Here is a 22428-nt window from a genome sequence, read left to right as displayed (position 1 = left end):
CGTAAATTCTCCTAAAAGTCATACTGGAAGCGGCAGCTGAACCCCATGTCGCTGAAGTTCTTTCGATAAACACCATTGATATCACAGCCTGAAGTAATTTGTCCGCTGGTATAATCAAACCCAAGTAATCCCGACAGACTCAGAGGCTGCTTATCACGGCTTTGTGATACGACTGATACCGGACCGTTGCCGATGCGATAATGGGTATCCAGTGAATCATTAGAGAAGTTGTACCAGAGCATCACCTGCGCCTTGGGCGAAAAACCAGCTCGGTTAGGAAAATAGCGAGCACCCACGCCTGCTTCATAGGCTGTTTGGCTGGTACTCTGTATTTGTTGATCCGTCAGCCTGAAATGATGTTTATCGGTGCTGACGTGAGTTATGTTCAAACCGGCCAGAGGCTGTATCGGCATTGGCCACCAGGCAAGCATGCGAAAACTATAGGCGTTGCCATTGTAATCCGCTTTATCCTCCTGTCTGTTAAACCTTCGTTTGCTGCTGTGCCTGGCTCTGGTGTAAATAAACTGGGGTTCCAGACCGAAAGTGTTCATATTGACGTTGCCGTAGATTCCCAGCTGCCACGCTCTGGTATCGATCTTGTTACCGGCAGCAAAATCCCCGTCACTTTTGCGGTAGGCAAATACAACGCCAACCAGATGCTCCGTGTCGGGCAGATCGTGGTCATAACCCAGGGTAATACCGTACTGTTTGGCATCATAGCCGGGATCGTCCTGATGGCTTTTCAGTTCAGCTTTGGAGCCTGAAGCCTCTAACCAGAAATGCCTGCCCGACATGTTATCGCCAGTATTAACACCAGTATTTTTCGATTGGATAAGAGCCAGTCTGTTGTCAACCACTGAACTGGTTTTACGGCTCATATCGAGGACAATGGTACCTGTGTGTGCCAGCCGGGGAGTAAGTTCTTCTGCCAGGGCCTTCAGGGCATTGTTATCATTTATGCGACGGTTTATTTCTTTTTGCACAGTCTGTGGCGCATATTTGTAACTGTTATCATTTATGCGACGGTTTATTTCTTTTTTCACAGCCTGTGGCGCATATTTGTAACTGTTAAGCACGACCAGAGCCTGATTATGGGAAAGTCCCATAGATTGAAGGTCGTTAATTACTACCTTGTCATTGCGTGCAACAAAGGTGATGTTGAAATGGTTGGGTTTTGTCGTTAGTTCTGTAACTACTATCCAGAATAGATTGGCTGAAATCACCTCGGGAGGAATCAGTTGACCTGTCGCTGAAAATAACGTGAATGTTTTTCCTATTGGCGGTAAACCTTTGAAGAACAGTTTACTGTTTTTGCCAAAAACGATGTCTGAGCCTTCAATCAGTGCTGTCCCTTCTATATAGTTTCCCGGCAAAAAACTGGCATCCATCCGGATGACAGAGTCATCTGCAAAACACCAGGACGATGGCGTATCACTAATCAACACATGTTCTTTATTTCCGAGCACTAGAGGGCTTTTTGAAGAATCCAGCTCGGCAGTGTCTGGCATCACTAATTTGTGAATGCCTGCCGGAAGTTTATCCATACCCCAGAGGTGGTTTGGGTCCGTTGAATACATCAGAACATTACTCTGTTCTGATTCCCCCTTTCCGTTGAATAGCAATTCGCCTGTAGCCGTATTATCAATATGTACAGCTGGATGATAGGGGGACTGATTACTGAGTACAGCATTCTGGTCTATCTGGATTTTTTGGTGCTGGCTTCCTGCATGGACATTCAGGGCGTGCTGAAAGCGGGAGTTAACCTTACCCTGTATTGTAATAATCCCTGTTTTGGCTCCTTCCGTAATCTCAATAGCATCGTAATCAGCTGATAATTGTGCTTCCGGCAGTATCTTGACCGTCATAGCAGAAGAATCACCCTCAAAGCGCAATACAGATCCCCTGTACAATGCTTCCTGAAACCCCGTCAGGGTCAGCTGTCCGCTGGCCCCATCTTTGACCGTATAAAGTGTCCCTTTCGCTGATTTCGAAACGTCGATTGTGCAACTGGACATTATATCAGAGCCGCAACTTGCAGCATAAGCAGAGTGGGACAGGGATACACTGGAGATGAAGAGATATTGAAGAGCGACAGACTTCATGAAAAACACCCTGAAACAAAATGTTCAAGCGATAGATTGTGGGGGAAATTGTGGGGGAAAATGGAGCTAGAAGTTTAATCTCTATGGTTCATATTCCGCACCTTGGGGCGGGTAGTTGACTTAACGGGGAAGGATCTGTTTATCGAACTGAAATATTTAATGAGAAGTATACTAACGACCAGAAATCATAGCTTATTTCAGAGTTTATGCCACAAATTTTCTGTTTCAGTTTTGAGTTCACTTTAGCAAGCTAAATAGATTTACTGATTGGCAGTCTGGCAACAATCCCGGTATTGCCACACCAGATACATCGCATCGTCCTTACCCAACGGATGCCTACGCATTCCCCATGTTGCCGCAGAGGCACCGATCCAGTGGGCTTTCTGTTTTTCCGGTTCCGGCCAGAACATGCTCATCTTGTACTGGCTTTTGGGTAGTCAGGGGGTAATACGACTGTGGCACTGTGCATCCTCACCTACGGTTTTTCGAGCAAGACCGATGCGATGAATCTTGGTTAAAGCTCTTGTTGCCAGAAGACTGGTGTTGTCAGCAAAGTGTCCGTAGGTACTGGTAAAGCCGGACAGTGGATAGATATTACCCCAACTACCAGCGCACCAGTGCAAGCTGTCCATTGGTTGTGAATTCAAAGCAGTCAGACCGTCAGCAGTACAGGCATTCATCGCCGCAGGGTTGGCATAAGCCGCCAGATCCGGAGAGAGCAGGGCAGCCAGTTCAGGATGATTCCACGATGGATCGACTTCGGACAGGTTCATCAGGTCAAAATCCACCAGATCGCTGGTGCAGCCACCAATGCCAGTAAACATATTCAGCATTTCTATCAAGGGCTTTTACAGCTTGTGATCGTGTCCCCAGAGGGAATAACGGAGAGCAGGCACAGACCACAGTGACACCACGGAAATCCACAGAACCGGAAGCTTTCTTTGTACTAAACAGCCCATCCGAAAGCCAGATACCCCTGAGTTTGCCATACTGTAGCCACAATATTCGAGTTCAAATCAGGCAGATAGACTATGGCAGGCCAACCGTTAAGTATTGATTCATACCATCGGCCAGTGCTGGATACGCCGGGGCAAGTAAACAGGGTACTCCTACATTCATGCTGCGCCCCCTGCGCCGGAGAAGTCATGCTGGCCATCCGGGCTTCAGGCATTGAGCAGACCGTCTATTTCTACAACCCTAATATTCATCCTGTTGAAGAGTACGAGTTACGCAAAGATGAAAACAAACGCTTCTGCGATAAGCTGAAGCTGCCATTTATCGATGCTGATTACGACAAAGATAACTGGTTCGATAGGGTGAAAGGGCTGGAAAATGAGCCTGAGCGAGGCAAGCGTTGCACAGCTTGTTTCGATATGCGCTTTGAGCGCACAGCACTGTATGCCAGTGAGCATGACTTTCCGGTAATATCCAGTACGCTGGGTATTTCTCGCTGGAAAAATATGGAACAGATCAATGATTCAGGCGTCAGGGCAGCATCCCGTTATCCTGATATCACCTACTGGACATTTAACTGGCGCAAACAGGGTGGAAGCCAGCGAATGATAGAACTGGCCAAGCAGGAAGCCTTCTATCAGCAAGAGTATTGTGGATGCGTTTATAGTTTGCGAGATACAAATCGGCACCGGCTGGCGAATGGCAGGCCAAGAGTAAAACGGCTGGTTAATTTTTATGGTGGTTGTTCTGCTGATGCTGAAATCATTGCTTCGTCATGAGCAGCAAAGTAAAGGCAAGACTATGAATGAAGTAATCTCCAATAGGCTGTGAACTGGTTTGCGAACTTGCCTTTACCATTAAAACTACGGTTTGATGATTGCGAGATAATAGACGGAATCATAATCCGGTCTGAGTCAATATGTGATGGTGGGTAAACAAACATCAGTACTAAATCTGAAGTGGCCTGCAACTGATGTGCGGTACCAGCTTCAATGGTAAAGCTGTCTCCGCTGGTCACTGTATGTACCCTGGTTTCTCCCACAGTCCCCGTATTGTCAATATTGGCCGTGTAGATGATACCTTCGCCTGACAGGATAGAGTAAATCTCTTCACCCTCAGTATGATAGTGGCACCCAACTTTATGACCGCTCTTTATTTCAGCACTGAACAGGCAAAAATTTTTGCCGGCTGATAGTGGGGCTATGGCGATGCCTACATGATCATCCGGTTTGGCCTGATTCAGAGCATCTTTGAGATTGATAATGCTTCGCATGAGTGACTGCCCAATTTTATTTGCGATATAGAATTGGTGATAAATTGAACATTCGCAAGGTTTAGTCTTCTCCAATATGAAATGAGCCTAAAGGAGTCCCGTATTTCTAACATGAAATGAGCCTCACGCTTTTGGATCTATCGTCCATGGTTACAGGATGAAAATAATCATGAACACGAGGCTCATTAAGACCCTTCAACACGTACGAGAACTAATCGCTCAAGCGCCATTACTGGAACCCGAGTGGGAGTCAAAAGATGAGTGCTATCAATGGGTTGAAGGTGTTTTGAGGCACTTCCAATATAAATCGCTTACCCGGTCAGAAAAAGGGCTCATCAAGCAGTATCTAACGCTCGCCACAGGCTACTCAAGAGCCCAAATCACCCGCCTCATCAGCGCTTGTCTCTCACAAGGCCGTTTGAAGCGAAAACAACGTACAAGCAACGGTTTTACCCGTCAGTACACTAAAGCCGATATAAGGCTCCTCGCTGCTACAGATCAGCTTCACAATGGCCTGAATGGTGCAGCTATCAAAAAGCTCTGTGAAAGGGCCTACGAGCAAGGTGATCAAAGGTTTGTACGACTGAAGGACATATCTGTCTCGCATATATACAACCTGAGGCAGTCAAAAACATACCGTAACATCAGGACACCTAAAGACGTTACCAAACCGACAAACAGGGCGATTGGAATACGACGCAAGCCCAGACCGGAAGGTCAGCCAGGATTCATTCGCATTGATACTGTGCATCAGGGGGACAAGGACAGAGTGAAGGGCGTATACCATATCAATGCGGTCGATGAGGTTACTCAGTATCAAGTCGTTTGCTCTGTTGAGAAGATCAGCGAGACGTTTCTCATCCCTGTTCTGGAAGAACTGCTGGCTGCTTTTCCCTTCAAATTAAGGGGTTTTCACTCAGATAACGGTTCTGAATACATCAATGGTCGTGTAGCCAAATTACTTGAAAAGCTTCGTATAAATTTTACGAAATCAAGAGCGAGAAAAACAAACGACAATGCGCTTGTAGAAAGCAAGAACGGCGCAGTTATCAGAAAGATACTCGGATATGCCCATATTCCTCAGAAGTATGCGACAGAGATAAATGAATTCAATAGAAACTACCTTACGCCATATCTGAACTTTCATCGGCCATGCTTCTTTGCTGAAACGGAAGTTGATAAGAAGGGCAAAGAAAGAAAAAAATATCGTTACGAAAACATGATGACTCCTTATGAAAAATTCAGAAGCATTTCAAACTGCAAGAAATACCTGAAAAAGGGAATCACCCTTGAAGAACTTGAGGCAAGAGCTACCAGCATGAGCGATAATGAAGCAGCAGAGCAGCTACAGGCTGCCAAAGAATCACTGTTTCAATCAATTTTTGAACGAAAGGCCTGAAAGCACTGGCTTGACACCTCTTTCAGGCTCATTTTGGGATTAGAAAATACTGGTTTCAGGGGCTTTTTCTGAGGATGATGCATGCGGTATGGCTGGAGCGATGTATGGGGCAAAAAGGATTCCCCTGAAGTGGCTTGAGCTTCGTGGCGTAGTCGCTCAACTTAGGGTAGACATTAAGCTCAAGAAAACAGTATTCCCAGCGGCAGAACTCACCTTGATCAGCCAACCTGTAAAAGCCCCTGATTTCATCTTTGATGGAGTCAGGAAAGCGTCTGATGTCCTGTATCAGAAAGCTTCTGTTATTCTGGGAGCAGAACGCTAAACGTGAACACCCTGCACGGGACGGATGCTCAGGGCGTACACGTCTGGGATTATGTATGCTGGGTGGTGCTTAATGTCTACCCTAAGAAGCTGGACTTCACCCGAGTGAATAAATCCTGCTTACCCACTTAAAATTCAAAAGAGCCTCTTTAATTTGGTCGAGCAGGATTTACAAAATGAAAGCACGAGTTTTACCTGTACTGTAATCGCATAAAAACAATTTACTGTCTGTTATATGCTCAACACGACCAGTGCAACCATTGTAATCAACCCACTGATTTAGCCACTCAGCTGGAGAAGCTAGCAATTGTTGTGGTGATACCTGTATCGGCTCGATCTTGTTTTCTGATCTACCTATCAGAAATGCCATTCTGTGAAATAACTCATTTTCGATATCCGTGTTAGATAGCATTACAACCAGTCTTGCCTTAGCTCGGCTAATTGCAACGTTTATCAGCGATTCCCGACCAATAAAGAAATTATGTGCACCATCAACAGGATCAAAAATGACGGTATGATACTCTGAGCCTTGAGAACGGTGTACAGTGCTGACATGAACTTTTCCAAGCTCCACTTCTTTTAGCTTCATCTTTATCAGAGCACGCTGAGCTCTAAAAGGAGTGAGCACTAAAATGTCGACCAAATCAGTGGTTTGTTGCATAAGCTGCACCTGTTCAACAACCCTCTCCGCTGACTCGGATCTGAGAGGGCCATTATAACGACTGGACCAGCCGCTTTTTGACTCTATTCTACAAACAGACAGCACAGAACTATCATTGACAGCCCTTTCCTCAAACCAGCTTGAGCTATTAATCGCATCTTCAGCCACATGCAATTTTTGATTGTAAAAAAGGTTTGAGACCAGATCAGATATCTGAGGCGCCATTCGAGACTGCTCATCCAGGATACAGCACCAATCACAAGCATCCCGATAAAATTTGAACATTGATGTTCCAATCCAGTCTTTGGCCAGTTGATGATTTTTTGCAGCAAGGCAAATAGGTTCAAGTTGCTTATGATCACCAGTAAACAGGCAGTGCTTGCCAAGAGGCGCAATGGCTAATGCATGAGGAATACTTACCTGACTGGCCTCATCAAACACAACCAGGTCATACTCGAAGTTAGAAATTTCATCAAATGTAAAGCATGCTCTGGTGGTGGTCAGGGCTGCCAGTTGGCATTGCTTTAAAAGCAATAGGGAATGAGCTTTTATTCTCTTGCGAAGCTCTTCTATCCCCTTTTTCCAGATGGAGTATTCCTCAATTTTTTCTTTGTCGGGTTCCTTTGCTTCAAGTTTCCGCAACTCATCGAGAAGTGCTTTATCTGAGTTTGGGATCAGGTGATTTCGATTTTCGTAATAAGATGCTTTGAAATTATTACCCAATCGAGCTATGCGCGTTCGTGCAGTCTTTACCCATTCTCTCAGCTCAGGCGCTTGTTGCAGGTAATCTAAAGACTTATCGATAGATACCAGCGCCAGGTCGACAGCAGTATTAGTCGTTGATAGTAGCAATACTTTTTTATCTGGATTCTGCAAAAGGTAACTGGCTAACAACGCTCCCAGTGTGAAAGTTTTCCCTGTACCCGGCGGTCCCCACATATACGACATTTGCCAACCCACTTTGGCGAATATATTTTGCTGACCTGTACGCAGAGTCGGGAAATATTTGCCTGAGAGGGTGGAACCTTCAATAAACTGGTTATCAGAAGTGGATTTTTTCAACCATGAGATGGCTTTCTCTCCCCAGTTACTGCGCCAAATATCAATGATTGCATCAATGTATCTCGGCAAGTAGATAAAAATACATTCATCTACCTGAGGCGGGTTTTGGTTGCAATATCTGAGATGTATGGTGCTTTCCTCAGGTAAGACAGCAAGCACATCCGCCTTGCCATTTCCCTGATCATGTGGCCACCAAGCATCAGCTCCTTCCAATGATTCATCAATAGTAGTTGAAATTTTATCGTTCGGAGTAACGACCAACTTCCAGACATCACCGATTTTGTCACGTTTTTTTATCTTTAATCGAACAGTCTTTGGTGTGGCTTCGGACTCCAGTCGTAAGGCTTCCTGAATTCGATATGCAGTTGGCGACAAGGAAGTTTCAGCTGGTGACGGCTGCTCTTGCTTTTTGCCATCAGAAACTCTCCAGCGGTTTTTTCGTCGGTTACTTAATTTGGCATCTTCAGGCTCTAAATCATCGGTGTTGGCCTTGAGCTCATGCGAGGTTGAGTCACTGCTGATACTATTTGAAAGAGCTATCTCCCTGAGCCCCCAGGTTTTATCATCTGAATACCAGACAAACTCCTCATTATTTCGTAATATTTCCCCGAGAGATCGTTTGGTCGAATTCAGTTCTGAAGCTATACTCCTCAAATCAAGGTGCCCATTGGACAATAACTTTTTGATGGATTCCTTCATAAAAATCATGTCCAGCCAGATTCAATACCAAGCCCGACAGCAGAGTGTTTTGACATAGATCCAGCATACTCTTGTCGACTGGACATCTGTTCAATCACATTCCGTCGTGAACCGCCGATTGATACTGCCAGCTGGTGATATTCACCAATAATGTCATCATCATATTCTTCTTCCAACCATGCAGGGATTGCTTTAGGGGATGTTCTTGTAACCGAAACTCCGTGAGCTTCCACTTGCCCCTGAGTCAATTTTTTAACCATTGGCATACTGGCACCCCCGCCTGTTATTGCAACACCGATATTTCGTTGAGGGCAGTCTATCAGCCAACTGGAATGAACATTTTCCAGAACAATTTTGAAATTTTTTTCCAATTCATTTTCAAAGCGCTGTATTTCTGGGTGAGCCAGAAACTCGTCGAGAGTGACATTAATTCCTAAATCAAAATTAAAGAGATAAGCAGTTACTTCATTTTCCTTGAACAGCTCCTCTTTGTAGGCACGGGCTTTAAGCTTCAGATCATGGACAATTGCCTTGTAATCCTGAGAGCTAGAATTAATATCTGCTTGTTCAAGGATATGACTGATCAGAACCAGATCAATGTGGTCACCTGCCAGATTAACTCCCCAGTTAGAATCTTCGACTTCAATGGCTAAATATCGATTATCAGAAGAATTTACATTCATTTGATAAAGAGAGAAATCCGTCGTACCAGCCCCAATATCGACCACCATCATCAATCCAGAACTCTGATTTGCCTTATCCGGACTCAAACGACTTGAAATTGAAGCCAGGGGTTCTGTTACTGATCTATCGATTAAATATTCAGGGAGCACAGGTTGCTTTGAAATCTGCTGCCATGCTGCAAGGGCATCAGTAATTGTGATTCCATCTTCCCAAGCTTCAGAGAAAGTATCTGCAAGGACCTGGGCACATGATAATAATTTCGAAAACTCACGTTGAACCCACTGACTTCGCTCTGGCTCAAAGCAGGGTATGGCAAACCGTCTCAATGTGTAAGGCTCCATACCATGTTCGCTATCTATGGTCTGATCAATGAGATCAGTAACATACGCAAGGTAAAATGCGATCAACGCGCCTACATTAAGACCGGTTGGCGATGGTTCAAACGGCGTGGCTGCTATGTCAGTCAAGCTCTCGCCTTCAGGGTGTTTCATTATATAGGTCTTCAGAGAATCGAATCTTGAATGTTCAGTTTTTTCACTTTCCTCAAGACTTTTTTCGATAGCTTTCTGGCCAAAATACAGTCTGCCATCAAGACTTATATAAACGGATGATGTAATAGGAAATGAATAACCACTTTCTCCTGCCTCAGCTCCCAGAGGCAGGGGTAATAACTCTTCGTAGCCATCATCATAAGTAACCATACAGGCCTTAGACATGGCTGTACCGAAGTCAATGCAAAGAAATGTTTCCGGGTTTCGAGGGCTCTCGTATTCAAGGCTTTTCAGGTTGAGAGTAATATTAGATTCATGTCGTTTTTCACCCAGATCTGTTTCAACGTGTACCGATGGCAACGTGATATCGAGCTCAGGTAATTCGAATGTCTCATCAAAAACTACTTCAGTAGCAAAAGCACTATCTATTGAAGCATCCTCAGTGTCGTCTGGTCTACCATCCTGAAATTCTGTATTCTCAGACTTTATTTGCGCAAGAGCGAGTTCAAGTGAGCTGATTTCTAGTTCTGTCACTATACCGGGTAATTTTTTTTGCCCGGAGTGAACATCAGTTTCGATTCTATCCAGGAAATTTTGCAGAATAAGCTCTGCAGTTTGTAGTTCCATTATATACTTTCCTCGGCACGTACCAAGGCTTTGCGAATAAGTTGAGTGTTTTTGCTATCGTGCTTTTCTACAGCAGGCCTGACTAAACGGACTTTACGTACGCCAGGGCGATGACCTTCAATGAGTTCATGTTCAGCCGGTAAATATTCCAGTAGCTCATTAAGCTGTCCCTTGGTTTTCATCTTTCTTTGTCGGATTAGCTTTTGCAGTAGTGATAAAAGCTCTTTATTTGCAGTTATTAAAGAACCTATTTGGCCAGCAGCGCCAGGATCAAACATTTCAACAGTGGGTAATGCCATTTCGGCAAAAGATTTAAGCCTCGGAGTGAGGAATCCCCCGCTGATCAACAAGTCTGCAACTAGCTGATCAGTATTCATTTCCTCACTCTTGCTGGGTTGAGAGATTTTTTGTGTGGAACTCTTTACGACCCCTGCATGTTCTAGCCAATCTTTGACTTCAGCTGATATCGAAGAATGTTCATTTGATAAAACCAGCAATTTCTTTTTGGCGCTTTCCCTGCCACCAGATATCGCAACGAAGGCTCGCATAATCTGATCATCGGAGTGCCCAAGCTTTGCCAGAGTTAAAAGTACATCCAGAAGGGTACAGGAAAATAGCTGTATGTTTTTAGATTGTGCTGAGAAAGCTTTCCAACTCTGATTGGCATACCAGTGATTGACTTTAATTGCGCCATGAAAGCTGCTGGCATCCATAGCCAGGCTGAAATGACTTTTTACGAGGCACGTAATGACGGCTAAGCACTCATCAGTAAGGTCATACCGGTCAGCAGTTGCTGATGATCTTGGAAAATGAGCAAATGGTTTCTCAAACAATGCAGCTAGAATCTTGCCGGGAGAGTCACCCGAAGGAATAGCAACATTATGTATTGCCTTACCCAAGCTGGAAAACACTTTACGGAACTTATTAGCAATAGTTTTCTCTGTTGCCTTGTTAGGCTGCTTGCGTAGAGTATAAACAAATGCTGTTGTCGCTCTGAGCATTTCAGACAGTGCATCATGCTGAGAGTTCGATTGGATAAAGAGCGATTTTACTAACTCATCCCGAACAACTTCACTGCTTTCTTCTATGATCGCCGCATTGGCAGCAAACCGAACGGCTTCTTCAGGCATTAGCCAACGCAAAGCTTTAGCGGCATAGGTTCGTTGCTCTAATTCTTGGACACCCTCAAAGCTACCAGGCAATGAGATAGTAGTTCTTTTTACAAGTCGGGCAGTAAAGTTTTCAACAATCCGGGCGACAGAGCAAACTTTGGCCAAACTTGCTAATGATATTAATGCTCCCCTGTCTGATGCTGAACGGCGACAATCGTCAACCAGAATATATATGATTTCTTCCAGTTTCGATCTGTCTAATGATGAAGAAATAACTCTTGAGCGAATCATTTCGTTAAGAGCCTTAGCTCTTTCTTCAGGTGTGTTCACCTCGTAAAACATAAATTGACCATCTCAGGCATCAACAGCCTATAAAAATATAAGAGTTACAATAATAGCTTTCATTGATAACAGTTTTGGAAGCTTGCGGCTTATTGCAAATGACGGGAGGGCTTGAAGTTTTACCTGATGTGGCTTTTCTAGCAATATCCAGAGGGTTTTTTGCTGGGGCTATGTATTTTGAGTAAAGGTCGTGCCCTCCACCGCACTGATTTTATAATGCGTAGTTGCGGCATTTATATGCGTATAAACCGATGCACGGCTAAGGAAATATTGATTTATGGCAATAATATTGCAAGTAGTAAAAAATAGGGCAGGTTATGGATAAATACTTCTTTTTGGTCAGTTAGTTAAGACCGGATTACGCATGGAGAGTTTACCCGTTAAACTCTGCTGTAAAACTGCTGTACGGATTCTTTCAAAAATTCACCAGCCAATAAAATATACATTTCCTTTCAATTTCCATGATTTCAAAACCTTGCCCCAAGTTTTTCAGAGTTGTTTCGCCATCTTGAACATCCATGAACAGATCAAGCACCCATGCGAAAGTAAAAAGAGCCAGCGGGACTTAAGGTTGCAAGAGCTGTTTATATATACAGCAGGTGTTGTGATACCATTCCAGTCTATCGTTTTGCACTGTTTAACTGCTGGAAATCCTGTTGAGTAAGCACCTTATACGTCAGGGGTTCATCATTGACCGCTATAGCCGGGATACCCATGGACAGACTGAGATTACCTGCTGGGTAGTGACTGACCATGGGCCAGCCCGCCTGTTGATTCAGCAGGAACGATGCGTGTTTTTCGTGGAGACAGGACAACAGGACGAAGCAGTCAGACACCTGAAGGCGGCTGCCATTCCCCATGAGACTAAAACCCTTCCGCTGAGTACGTTTCAGCATCAGCCCGTGACCGCTTTTTATTTTTCTACGCAGGATGCTTTTTACCGCGCTCAGGATATTTTCAGACAGCGTGGCATCACGGTGCTGGAAGGGGATATTCGTCTGCATGAACGTTATTTAATGGAACGGTTCTCTCGTGGTGGGGTTGCCTTTATGGGAAATCCCATACCCAGACAGGGATTTGTTGAATATCGCAATGTACGACTGAAGCCCTCCGATTATCAGCCCACTTTCAAGGTGGTTTCTCTGGATATTGAATGCTCTGCCAGAGGCGAGCTGTATTCAATTGGGTTGTCGGGTATGGCGTCTGATGTGGTGCTGATGATCGGTGAACGCCAGCCACACAGCCCGGACTGGATTGAGTGGGTAGCGGACGAACCGGCACTGTTAAAAGCCTTTGAGCAGGCTGTTGTGGAGCGTGACCCCGACATTATTATTGGCTGGAATGTCGTTAACTTTGACTGCCGGTTGTTGCTGAAACGGGCGGAAAAATATAGCCTGCCACTGAGAATCGGGCGTGACCATCAGCCAGCACGCTGGCGGGAGAGGGGAAAAACCCGGCAGGGTTTTATCACAGTACCGGGGCGGGTCGTGGTAGACGGTATTGATGCTTTAAAAACAGCAACCTACCAGTTTGACAGTTTTAGTCTGGAGGCAGTGGCCCGGCAACTGCTGGGCAAGGGAAAACAGACAGAAGACGTTGATAACCGGATGTCAGTGATTACCCATGACTTTCTTCACAATAAGGTCAAGCTGGCAGAATATAACCTTCAGGATTGTCGTCTGGTTGAGGAGATATTTGAACAGACCCGTCTGTTGGAGTTTCTCCGGCTACGCAGCCAGCTGACAGGGCTGGAGCTGAACCGGATTGGGGGTTCTGTCGCTGCCTTTACGAATCTGTATCTGCCCAGACTGCACCGGGCGGGTTATATCGCGCCAAACCTTTCTGAAGGTGAAGGGCTGGCGAGCCCCGGTGGTTATGTGATGAATTCAAAGCCGGGACTGTATCGCAATGTACTGGTTCTTGATTTTAAAAGCCTGTACCCCTCCATTATCCGAACCTTCAAGGTTGATCCGATGGGACTGATTGAAGGGTTGAAGCATCCTGAAACCGCTATCCCCGGATTTCGGGGAGCCAGTTTCTCAAGAACTGAACACTTTTTGCCCGATATTATCACCTCACTCTGGCGGCAACGGGACGAAGCCAAGCAGGATAATGATGCTGCTCGCTCTCAGGCGATCAAAATTCTGATGAACTCTTTTTATGGCATCCTGGGTTCCGGTGGTTGTCGGTTTTACGACACACGCCTTGCCAGTTCCATCACTCTCCGTGGTCATGAAATCATGCAGCAAACCACTCGCTGGATAGAGTCTGAAGGTTATCAGGTGATCTACGGTGATACCGACTCTACCTTTGTGTTAGTGGATGAGTCATTGTCGGCGAAAGAAGCCAACGCAATTGGACACTCCATTGCCAACACGATCAACCAGCTCTGGCAGCAACGGTTACGGGATGAGTTTAATCTGGATTGTCATCTGGAAATTGAATTTGAAACGCTTTATCTGCGCTTTCTGATGCCCACGATCCGTGGTGCAGAAACTGGCAGCAAAAAACGCTATGCCGGAATGAAATATACAACAGATGGCGAACGACTGGTCTTCAAAGGTCTGGAGACCGTTCGCTCAGACTGGACGCCACTGGCAAAAGCCTTTCAGACAGAACTCTTTCTGCACGTTTTCTGTGACCAGCCTCCGGAACAACTGGTTCGTGATTATGTCCGGCAAACCCTGAGTGGTGAACGGGATGAACAATTGGTTTACCGTAAACGACTCCGACGGCCGCTCGACCATTACGTCAAAAACATTCCGCCTCAGGTACGGGCTGCACGGCAGGCTGATGAACTGAACAAAAAGCAGGGTAAACCCCAGAAATACCAGAACCGGGGCTGGATCAGTTACCTGATGACGGTAAACGGACCCGAAGCGGTGGAGTACCGGCAAAGCCCCATCGACTACCAGCACTATATTCTTAAGCAACTAAAACCGGTGGCTGATGGGGTGTTGCCCTTTGTCGGGCTGGATTTTTCGATGCTGGCAGATGATCAGATGGGTCTGTTCTAAAGTGTTCATAGCGATATAACAAACAAAAAGCTCAATTAGGAGCATTTTTCATTTATGCGTAAATGTAAGAACCGGATCATCCTTTCTCCTTCAGATTTGACCCGCTACGTTGAAAGCCCCTTTGCTTCCTGGATGGATCGCTTCGCTCTGGAACACCCCGACAATACTCCAGCTAAAGACCCTGTAGACCCGCTAATGAAGGTGTTGCAACAAAAAGGTCTTGCCCTGGAAGCAGATATTGAAGCCGGGTTTGCCAAAGAGGGGCTCTCTTTTCAGCGAATTGATACACAAAACAGTGAACAGGGACTTGAGCTGACCAAGCAGGCATTAAACCGTCGAGTTGATGTCATCGGGCAGGCATACCTTGCCTGTAACCTCGGGGTTTGCCAGTTTACCGGAATAGCGGACTTTCTGGTAAAAACGGCTGACGGACAGGGGTACGAAGTATGGGACGCCAAACTCAGTACAAAAGTAAAACCTGCCCATCTCCTGCAGTTGTGCAGCTACGCCCTGATGCTCAGAAAAAGCTATGGCATTCATGTGAAAGTGATTGGAGTGATGTTGGGCAATGGGAATAAAGAATCCTTCAGGGTCTATGACTACTTCGCTTATTTTATGAAGCAGCTGGATCGCTTTATTGATGACCAGCAGCAGTTTGATGTTTCCTGCCAGCCCGACCCTGCTGAATCCAAAAACTGGGGGAACTGGTCTGAATACGCAGAAAATGTGCTGACGGAACGGGATCACCTGTTTCAGGTTGCAACGATCACAAGAGGGCAGATTAAAAAGCTGAATCAGGCCGGGACCGAAACCATGCAGGCACTGGCTGAGTTGAATCCCGGCCAGCGTATAAAAGGCATACAGACTGAAGTCTTGCAGCGGCTGCAAGCGCAGGCTGCGATACAAAAGAAAAGCGCAGGGAAAGCGGTACCGGATTATGAAATTCTGCCTCATGCTCCGGGTGACAGGAAAGGTCTGGCACTGTTACCCCCGGCATCATCACTGGATGTGTTTTTCGATATAGAAGGCTTCCCTCTGGATGAAGGCGGATTGGAGTACCTTTGGGGCAATACCTATTTTGATGATTCCGGCCAGCGACAGTTCATAGATTTCTGGGCTCACGATCAAGAGCAGGAAAAAGCAGCGTTCGAAGCGTTTATCCAATGGGTTTATGCGCGCTGGCAGCAAGACCCGACTATGCATATTTACCACTATGCCAACTATGAAATAGCCGCCTGCAAGAAGTTGATGGGGCGCTACGGCACTTGTGAGTATGAAGTGGATCAGCTTCTGCGCAATGAAGTATTTGTGGATTTATATAAAGTCGTCAAAGGTGGGCTGCTGATTGGCGAACCTCGTTATTCCATAAAAAACGTCGAGCATTTGTACCGACCGAAACGTCAAACTGAAGTAGGAACCGGCGGTGACTCAGTGGTGGTGTACGATGCCTGGCGGCAGGCTTATTTGCGAGGCGATGAGGGAGATACATGGCAAACCTCCACCACGCTCAATAGTATCCGTGATTACAATATTGATGACTGCGACTCTACGCAAGAGCTGGCGCAGTGGCTCAGGGAGCGGCAACAAGAGCAGAACATTGCCTACATTGGTAAGACCGAAATAGTCGAGCCCAACATGGCCGACACTCTGACTGAACGTCTGGAGTTGCGTGACCGAATGCTGCAAAAAGCGGAACAGCAGGCAACGGTTGATGAACCTCAATCAAAGTTGACAGCTAATCTGGCGTGGATGCTGGAATTTCATCGACGGGAATCCAAACCGGTTTTCTGGAAACAGTTTGAACGCCTGGGGTTGGAACCTTTTGAATTGGAAGACGACCTTGATTGTCTGGCACTGTGCCAGCGGACAGAGCGAGCCGCTTTTCCTCCAACACCTAATGCGAAGAATATGGCTTACGAGTATTCTTTTGATCCTCATCAGGAGTTTAAGGGAGCCAGCAAAGAGTTTTTTCTTCTGGGAGAGGAAACAGACGACGGCAAGCCGGTCAAAGTGACCTTTATCAGGGAGAGCAGCGACCTTGAGAACGGTCTGGTGGTTGTTCAGAGCAGGGAAGAGCCACCGCTACAAATCTCGCTGATACCCAATGAATATGTTCATGCAGGGGTCATTGAAAAAGCGATCAGTCAGGTGGTGTCTGAGTACGATTCCGGGCAACTCACATCCGGAGCGATACTGGATTTTCTGAACAGGGCAAAACCCAATATTCAGGGTAACACTCCCGATAACAGTGCCATTGCCCCCAGCACTGACCCGGATACAAAATGTCAGCAAATCATCTCTGCGGTTACCGGGTTAGACAATAGCTACCTGCCTATTCAGGGACCTCCGGGTTCCGGCAAAACCTTTACCGGAAAAGCTGTGATTGCTGAATTGGTTAAGTCCGGAGCCAAAGTGGGTATTTCCAGCAACAGTCACAAAGCGATCAATAACTTGCTGGTTAAAGCGGTGAAAGAGTGTCACGAGCAGGGGATTGATGTGGTAGCGGTATGTTCGAAAAATACCGGGCCGGACATTGAAGAAGCGGGCATTCCGGTGGTGAAAAATAATGAACTCATCCGCTACATCGATCAACCGTGCATTATTGGCGCGACGGCCTGGGGTTTTGCCCGTGACGAGCTGGTTAATACACTGGACTATCTCTTTGTGGATGAGGCCGGGCAGGTGTCTGTAGCAAGCCTTGTCGGCATGAGTCGGGCAGCAAAGAACCTCGTCCTGATGGGAGACCAGATGCAGCTGGGGCAGCCAACTCAGGGAACCCATCCTGAGGAGAGCGGATTATCCATACTGGATTACCTGCTCCACGACAGCCCCACCATTGCTGATGATATGGGGGTATTTCTTGGAACCACCTTCCGGATGCACTCACAGGTTAACGAATTTATCAGTCAATCCATTTATGAGGGCAAACTCCGGCACAACCCTGATAATGACCGACGAGTGATCCGGGTACCCGATATTGACTCCGGATTTCTGGATAGGGAAGCGGGCATTGTGTTTGTTCCGGTGGATCATGAAGGCAATACGCAAGCTTCAGAGGAAGAAGTGGCAGAGATTAAATTACTGGCACACTCCCTGATAGGCAGAACTTTTGTGGATGAAAATGGTGATGAGAGACCCATCGGCTGGGACGATATGCTGTTTGTCGCGCCCTACAACCATCAGGTTCGAAAGCTGAGTGATGCGTTGGGGAAAGCAGCCAGAGTGGGCAGTGTCGACAAGTTTCAGGGACAGGAAGCTCCTGTCGTCTTTTTAAGCATGTGCGCCAGCGACGCCAGTGAATCCCCAAGGGGCATGGATTTTCTGTTTAACAGAAACCGCATCAATGTAGCGATCAGCCGGGCGCAATCACTGGCTGTCGTTGTCGGAAACCCGGAACTGGGTAATCTTAACGTGAACAGTGTCAAACAGATGGAGCTTGTCAACCTGTATAACGCTCTGGTTGATGTGTGCTTGTGATCTTGGGTGCTGCAGCCTTTTATGCGGCTTTGGCCGTTTCTTAACCGCCCTTGGCTCTGACCTTCCCGGACGATTGCCAACAACATGCTGACCTATTATTTCCAGCATGTTGGCGATCTTCTCTTCAAGCCAGTCACCGGATTCTCCAAGTAACGTCTGATGGAAAGATACAAGCGTTTCCTGTGCCGCTTTAAAGCTGACCTCTCTGGGAGTGTTTCCAATATGCTCTGCAGCTTTACCCATAAGGGCACATATCACGTTGTAAACCAGCAGGTTAACCGAAATTTATTTTCTCACCATCTCCGGACTTTTGCAGCGAAGCATGTCCATTTTCATAGTGGTTTTGATCACATCAAAATTCGTCTCAACATGCCAGCGCTTCAGGTATAGGCTAATAATCTCTGTCCGGAAATACTCTCCCGCATCCAGCAAAGTGGTGACAATTATACGACATTTGTTTTTGACTGCCCGAATAACCAGCTCTGCGGGCATCTGATCGTAGAGTTCCCTGCTCATCCATTCCGGCTTGACTGGTCGCTTCAGTTGGAACAGACCGTCTTTGTTGCCCAGCTTTTGGTGGTGCTTTCTGAAATCAATAATCCGTGAGCCGTTTTTCTCAAACACGACATCTGCCTGAGCCTGAAGCACCGGAGCCAGTAGGAAATAATTTTTAAAGTTCGCATCACCCAACAGGATATCGTCAACACGCAAATGGAATAGCAGCTTTCTGAGCAAGGCCTGCTCACCCGTTTCTTTGCCTTCATAGGGAGCCACCGCAAAATCCAGCAGCGCACCACTGCCAAGGCTCATCAGAACAAGGATTCTGAGAATAGGGAAACCAAGTCCTTTTTTTGGGTGCTGGGCTGAGTGTATTCGTTTTGGTTTTTCTCGGTATCTGGCATTAAAAGTGCTGAGCTGTCAGTGATCAGAACCCGGCGTTGATGCCAGGGGTATGCCTCTGGTGAAGCATTGTCGAGGTTGTTGCCTGACTTACAAAGCAGCGTTTTTATTGACTCTTCTGTTAACCGCTATCGTGCTTTGGTATATGCACTGGTTTCGTTACTGGATGGCTTGCCACCCCTTACGGCCTGATCTCTTGCTTCATCAATGAGAGCATGTCGGCACGACTTGGTATCGCTGGCAACCTGCCTCATGAACAAGGTTAAGGCTTTGATTGGAGGAAAGTCTCCGGCTCTGAAGCCCGGATAACTGGCCTGGAAGGCGTTGAGATCGTGAGGGGTAAGAATCGCTGACAGGGCATCATTACCTATCATGGCAAATTGACGGAGACAATCATCAGCGAGTGACAGAAATTCAGGACTACACTTGGTCATGGCCTGCTCGGGGAGAGTTTAATGTGTACTGACTGTTATAGTCGTTTTTCTTCTCGGGCAAGCCTTGGTATTTAAGGAATAGTGTCTAAGGAATAGTGTCTTAAGTCAGTGCCATTGGGGTATGACTCTATGAAATTTAATCGTTCACTCTGCATGCTTGCAATTGTTTGTCAGAGTTCTTTTCTTTCCTTTGATGCTCTCGCAGATAAGGCAACTCTGGTCTCCGGAGATTCAGAAGCACAGGAACAACCATGGGAACAACCATTGGAACAATGGCCTGACGGGCAGCCGCCTTCCCGCCAAAAACGATCTGTTAATGGAACGCCCGACTCTGGCAGGTGGTACTGGATGGTTAAAGTCGTCAAATCATCAACAGCGCAACCCTGTACTGGCATACCTCTGAACGCGCGCTGGGTTCTGACGGCTGCGCACTGCACAACCAATGAAACAGCGGGGGTTCTGGCTATAGACTATACAGCTAATCTGGGAGAACAGACCGAGGATGAAATAGCCACGGCAATCAGAAAACACAGTCAGGCTCTCGGCTCTACGATCACTGTTAAAAGAATTGTCAAACATCCGAAATCAAAAGCCGCCAAACTAGATAAGTCATCAGGTGTTGCTCCTACCCAAAGGGCAGCCACTACATACGGGACAACAAGTTCTACACCAGATGAAGTGGGCGTTAATGACGTAGCCCTTCTGGAGTTAAACGCTCCTTTACCTCCGGAGATAATTAACGTCACGCCACCTCTTCATTTCAATAAAGTAGATATCAAGCCGCGCCTCAAAGCCACAATGGGAGGATACGGAGATGGGTACGGTACAAACCAGAAGCATGCTCCACATTACTACACGAGCATATTAAGAAGATTCAAGGACGGTCATTTAAAGACTCTGTCGCTACCAGTGAAAAAAAAGGTTAATCGCGGAAAAGTTAATTCCGGCCCTAAACGATGCAAAAGACTCCTGCCTGCCGGAGCTAATGGCCGCATTATGATATGCGACACAGGTGCCCCATTTCCTTCCAATGGAGACAGCGGCGGTCCTCTGGTCAGTAAAAACATGATTGTAGGCTCTTTGTATGGGGGAGATACTTACCCTAATTCCAGCTTTATGACTAATGAAGGTGCCGCTGTCTTCGAAATGAAACGCGCCAACTTCGAGCCGCTGGCATACCATAAGCATTTCATCACTAGTTATGCAGGGCTTCACTGGAATGACCATAAATCCATACCGGCAGGACAGAACTTTTCTCCGCTTTTGCATTACAGAATGGATAACCCGGAAATACCTGCGGGTGCTGTCTGCAGAGCCAGAAACACTGACGGTAACTGGTCTTATGGCATCATGATTAAAGATGGATATAGAAAAGACTGCCGCTTCAACTATTTTCATGGAACCAGTAAAGATCAGAAAGCGCAGGTTTACAACCAGGGCTTCCAGATAGCCTCCGGCTGGAAAAACCAGAACGAAGCAGACGCAAGAATCGTTTGGAAAAAATTGCACAAGAAGCACCTGACGTCACCTTCAGCCACCCCAATCGCCATAGATTATGATGCTAATGGTAACCCCCTTTACCTGTGCGCACTGATAGGCAACGAAAATGACAGCGCAGTCCATCTGGACAACGGTGAATTCGGAGTAATCAGTAAACACTCAAAACGATGCAAGATCGGAAACAAAGGGTTCCGCAACAGCCCCGGTAAAAATCGGTCTTTCTGGGTGCTTTCCATTGAGAGCTCTGCAGCGGGTCACTGAATACACTCATATGAGAGCCAGGCTTAAAGTTCAGCCCCCTGGCTCTCGCTTGTATTAGTCGCGATCAACGCAATATCGTTATGTCCGTTCCCAGCTTTGCCGCAGCGCCCGATGTAATAGCAAGCACAGGCTGCGTGGCTTTTCTGCCCTCTCGTCTATGACGGATAACAACAAGGATGAAGAGGGTGATTTAGCAAAAACAGGATCGTGAACAGCTTCTTATCATGGTTGAACAGTCAAGAGCGCCCCAGTCAGAGAGAGCTCTTGACTGAAAATACATTATTTGACTTTCATCAGAACGGCTTGTGCAACAGCCTCGGAAGACGCGGGATTTTGGCCGGTAATCAGCAAGCCATCCTCAACAATATAAGGTTCCCAGTCTTCTCCTTTGCTGTATAAGCCACCTTTGTGGCCCAGCTCATCCTCCAGAAGGAAGGGGACTACATTGGTCAGACCCACTGCCTCTTCTTCAGTATTACTAAAGCCAGTTACCTTTTTACCCTGGAGCAACGGTTGTCCATTATCATTGGCACTCAATAACACCGCTGATGCATGGCATACGGCAGAGACTGGTTTATTCTGTCGGATAAAGGTCTCAATGAGTGCGATAGACATTTGGTCACTGACTAAATCCCAAAGTGGTCCATGACCTCCGGGATAAAAAACTGCATCAAAGTCAGAGGCTGATACGTCAGACAGTTTTAGTGTATTGGCCAGCTGTTGCTGTGCTTCATTATCATGGTCGAAGCGTCTGGTTGAGTCTGTCTGAAAATCAGGAAGCGCACTGTTTGGGTCAATGGGTGGGTGTCCGCCTGCGGGGGAGCAGAGAGTAATTTCGGCGCCTGCATCTTTAAAAACATAATAAGGAGCGGCAAACTCTTCAACCCAGAACCCTGTTTTCTTATCCGTATCACCCAGAGCATCATGGGATGTCAGAATAAAGAGAATCTTCATTTTATTGTTTCCTAACTTCGTATTACCAAGTACACAGTCTCTGTAACCAGAGGCTTCCAATATTTCGTAAGTAGAATTGGCGAAGCTTTACAGTAAGTGCTGTCACTGGTTTTGTCCGGCCATCGCTCCATGGCCATCTGGTCTCCGGTATCAGCAAT

The 22428-nt window shown here is 46.5% G+C and carries 15 protein-coding genes and 1 pseudogene; 6 read left to right on the top strand and 10 right to left on the bottom strand.

All coding sequences use genetic code 11. The features are described from left to right. Positions 1-11: 11 nt before the first annotated feature. Both NX722_RS15190 and NX722_RS15185 read right to left on the bottom strand, forming a co-directional pair. Positions 12-2015 carry an autotransporter outer membrane beta-barrel domain-containing protein gene (locus NX722_RS15190; protein WP_262563683.1) on the bottom strand — a complete coding sequence of 668 codons (2004 nt, stop codon included), beginning with the start codon at positions 2013-2015 and terminating at the stop codon, positions 12-14. A gap of 347 nt (positions 2016-2362) precedes the next feature. Further along, positions 2363-2935: pseudogene (locus NX722_RS15185) on the bottom strand (TraU family protein). Positions 2936-3133: 198 nt separating this feature from the next. Between NX722_RS15185 and NX722_RS15180 the strand changes: the two are divergent. Further along, on the top strand, positions 3134-3835 hold the full coding sequence (locus tag NX722_RS15180) for an epoxyqueuosine reductase QueH (protein WP_262563682.1): 702 nt from the start codon (positions 3134-3136) through the stop codon (positions 3833-3835). Between the two features lie 20 nt (positions 3836-3855). On the opposite strand, the gene NX722_RS15175 is transcribed toward NX722_RS15180, so the two are convergent. After that, complete coding sequence (locus NX722_RS15175) at positions 3856-4329, bottom strand: cupin domain-containing protein (RefSeq protein ID WP_262563681.1); 474 nt, start codon at positions 4327-4329, stop codon at positions 3856-3858. A 169-nt stretch (positions 4330-4498) separates the two neighbouring features. Between NX722_RS15175 and NX722_RS15170 the strand changes: the two genes are divergently transcribed. Together NX722_RS15170 and NX722_RS15165 are read left to right on the top strand one after the other, a co-directional pair. Further along, entirely contained in the window at positions 4499-5728 is a 1230-nt protein-coding gene (locus NX722_RS15170; protein WP_262563680.1) for a transposase family protein, read from the top strand. A gap of 88 nt (positions 5729-5816) precedes the next feature. Beyond that, complete coding sequence (locus NX722_RS15165) at positions 5817-6050, top strand: hypothetical protein (RefSeq protein WP_262563679.1); 234 nt, start codon at positions 5817-5819, stop codon at positions 6048-6050. Between the two features lie 168 nt (positions 6051-6218). Here NX722_RS15165 and NX722_RS15160 read toward each other — a convergent pair whose 3' ends face one another. From NX722_RS15160 to NX722_RS15150, 3 genes are read right to left on the bottom strand one after another with little or no spacing between them, the layout of a single operon-like run. Continuing rightward, positions 6219-8471, bottom strand: a complete 2253-nt coding sequence (locus NX722_RS15160) for a DEAD/DEAH box helicase (protein WP_262563678.1) — start codon at positions 8469-8471, stop codon at positions 6219-6221. A 5-nt stretch (positions 8472-8476) separates the two neighbouring features. Then, entirely contained in the window at positions 8477-10273 is a 1797-nt protein-coding gene (locus NX722_RS15155; RefSeq protein ID WP_262563677.1) for an Hsp70 family protein, read from the bottom strand. After that, the gene (locus NX722_RS15150; protein WP_262563676.1) at positions 10273-11727 is read right to left on the bottom strand and encodes a hypothetical protein; all 1455 of its coding nucleotides are present in this window, start codon (positions 11725-11727) and stop codon (positions 10273-10275) included. Before NX722_RS15150 ends, NX722_RS15155 begins: the two co-directional genes overlap by 1 nt. A gap of 656 nt (positions 11728-12383) precedes the next feature. Between NX722_RS15150 and NX722_RS15145 the strand changes: the two genes are divergently transcribed. Further along, positions 12384-14744 (top strand): DNA polymerase II, encoded by a 2361-nt coding sequence (locus tag NX722_RS15145; protein ID WP_262563674.1) that lies wholly within the window; start codon positions 12384-12386, stop codon positions 14742-14744. A gap of 54 nt (positions 14745-14798) precedes the next feature. After that, on the top strand, positions 14799-18221 hold the full coding sequence (locus tag NX722_RS15140; protein WP_262563673.1) for a TM0106 family RecB-like putative nuclease: 3423 nt from the start codon (positions 14799-14801) through the stop codon (positions 18219-18221). Here the strand turns inward: NX722_RS15140 and NX722_RS15135 are convergent. From NX722_RS15135 to NX722_RS15125, 3 genes are all read right to left on the bottom strand, one after another. Beyond that, positions 18111-18464, bottom strand: a complete 354-nt coding sequence (locus NX722_RS15135) for a hypothetical protein (protein ID WP_262563672.1) — start codon at positions 18462-18464, stop codon at positions 18111-18113. The genes NX722_RS15140 and NX722_RS15135 overlap by 111 nt on opposite strands. 42 nt (positions 18465-18506) lie before the next feature. After that, complete coding sequence (locus NX722_RS15130; protein ID WP_262568676.1) at positions 18507-19094, bottom strand: transposase; 588 nt, start codon at positions 19092-19094, stop codon at positions 18507-18509. A 155-nt stretch (positions 19095-19249) separates the two neighbouring features. After that, complete coding sequence (locus tag NX722_RS15125) at positions 19250-19555, bottom strand: hypothetical protein (RefSeq protein WP_262563670.1); 306 nt, start codon at positions 19553-19555, stop codon at positions 19250-19252. A gap of 129 nt (positions 19556-19684) precedes the next feature. On the opposite strand from NX722_RS15125, the gene NX722_RS15120 reads away from it, so the two are divergent. Continuing rightward, complete coding sequence (locus tag NX722_RS15120) at positions 19685-21316, top strand: trypsin-like serine protease (RefSeq protein WP_262563669.1); 1632 nt, start codon at positions 19685-19687, stop codon at positions 21314-21316. A gap of 279 nt (positions 21317-21595) precedes the next feature. Here the strand turns inward: NX722_RS15120 and NX722_RS15115 are convergent, their stop codons facing one another. Continuing rightward, complete coding sequence (locus NX722_RS15115) at positions 21596-22270, bottom strand: type 1 glutamine amidotransferase domain-containing protein (protein WP_262563668.1); 675 nt, start codon at positions 22268-22270, stop codon at positions 21596-21598. Positions 22271-22428: the final 158 nt, after the last annotated feature.

This window comes from Endozoicomonas gorgoniicola, from assembly GCF_025562715.2.
Classification (GTDB): domain Bacteria; phylum Pseudomonadota; class Gammaproteobacteria; order Pseudomonadales; family Endozoicomonadaceae; genus Endozoicomonas_A; species Endozoicomonas_A gorgoniicola.
This window is presented reverse-complemented; position numbering and strand designations above follow the sequence as displayed.

Coding starts and splice junctions, on each gene's coding strand:
- NX722_RS15170 (WP_262563680.1), top strand. CDS start 4,499: ATGAACACGAGGCTCATTAAGACCCTTCAACACGTACGAGAACTAATC.
- NX722_RS15175 (WP_262563681.1), bottom strand. CDS start 4,329: ATGCGAAGCATTATCAATCTCAAAGATGCTCTGAATCAGGCCAAACCG.
- NX722_RS15150 (WP_262563676.1), bottom strand. CDS start 11,727: ATGTTTTACGAGGTGAACACACCTGAAGAAAGAGCTAAGGCTCTTAAC.
- NX722_RS15160 (WP_262563678.1), bottom strand. CDS start 8,471: ATGAAGGAATCCATCAAAAAGTTATTGTCCAATGGGCACCTTGATTTG.
- NX722_RS15135 (WP_262563672.1), bottom strand. CDS start 18,464: ATGGGTAAAGCTGCAGAGCATATTGGAAACACTCCCAGAGAGGTCAGC.
- NX722_RS15115 (WP_262563668.1), bottom strand. CDS start 22,270: ATGAAGATTCTCTTTATTCTGACATCCCATGATGCTCTGGGTGATACG.
- NX722_RS15165 (WP_262563679.1), top strand. CDS start 5,817: ATGGCTGGAGCGATGTATGGGGCAAAAAGGATTCCCCTGAAGTGGCTT.
- NX722_RS15120 (WP_262563669.1), top strand. CDS start 19,685: ATGAAATTTAATCGTTCACTCTGCATGCTTGCAATTGTTTGTCAGAGT.
- NX722_RS15190 (WP_262563683.1), bottom strand. CDS start 2,015: ATGTCCAGTTGCACAATCGACGTTTCGAAATCAGCGAAAGGGACACTT.
- NX722_RS15155 (WP_262563677.1), bottom strand. CDS start 10,273: ATGGAACTACAAACTGCAGAGCTTATTCTGCAAAATTTCCTGGATAGA.
- NX722_RS15180 (WP_262563682.1), top strand. CDS start 3,134: ATGGCAGGCCAACCGTTAAGTATTGATTCATACCATCGGCCAGTGCTG.
- NX722_RS15140 (WP_262563673.1), top strand. CDS start 14,799: ATGCGTAAATGTAAGAACCGGATCATCCTTTCTCCTTCAGATTTGACC.
- NX722_RS15125 (WP_262563670.1), bottom strand. CDS start 19,555: ATGACCAAGTGTAGTCCTGAATTTCTGTCACTCGCTGATGATTGTCTC.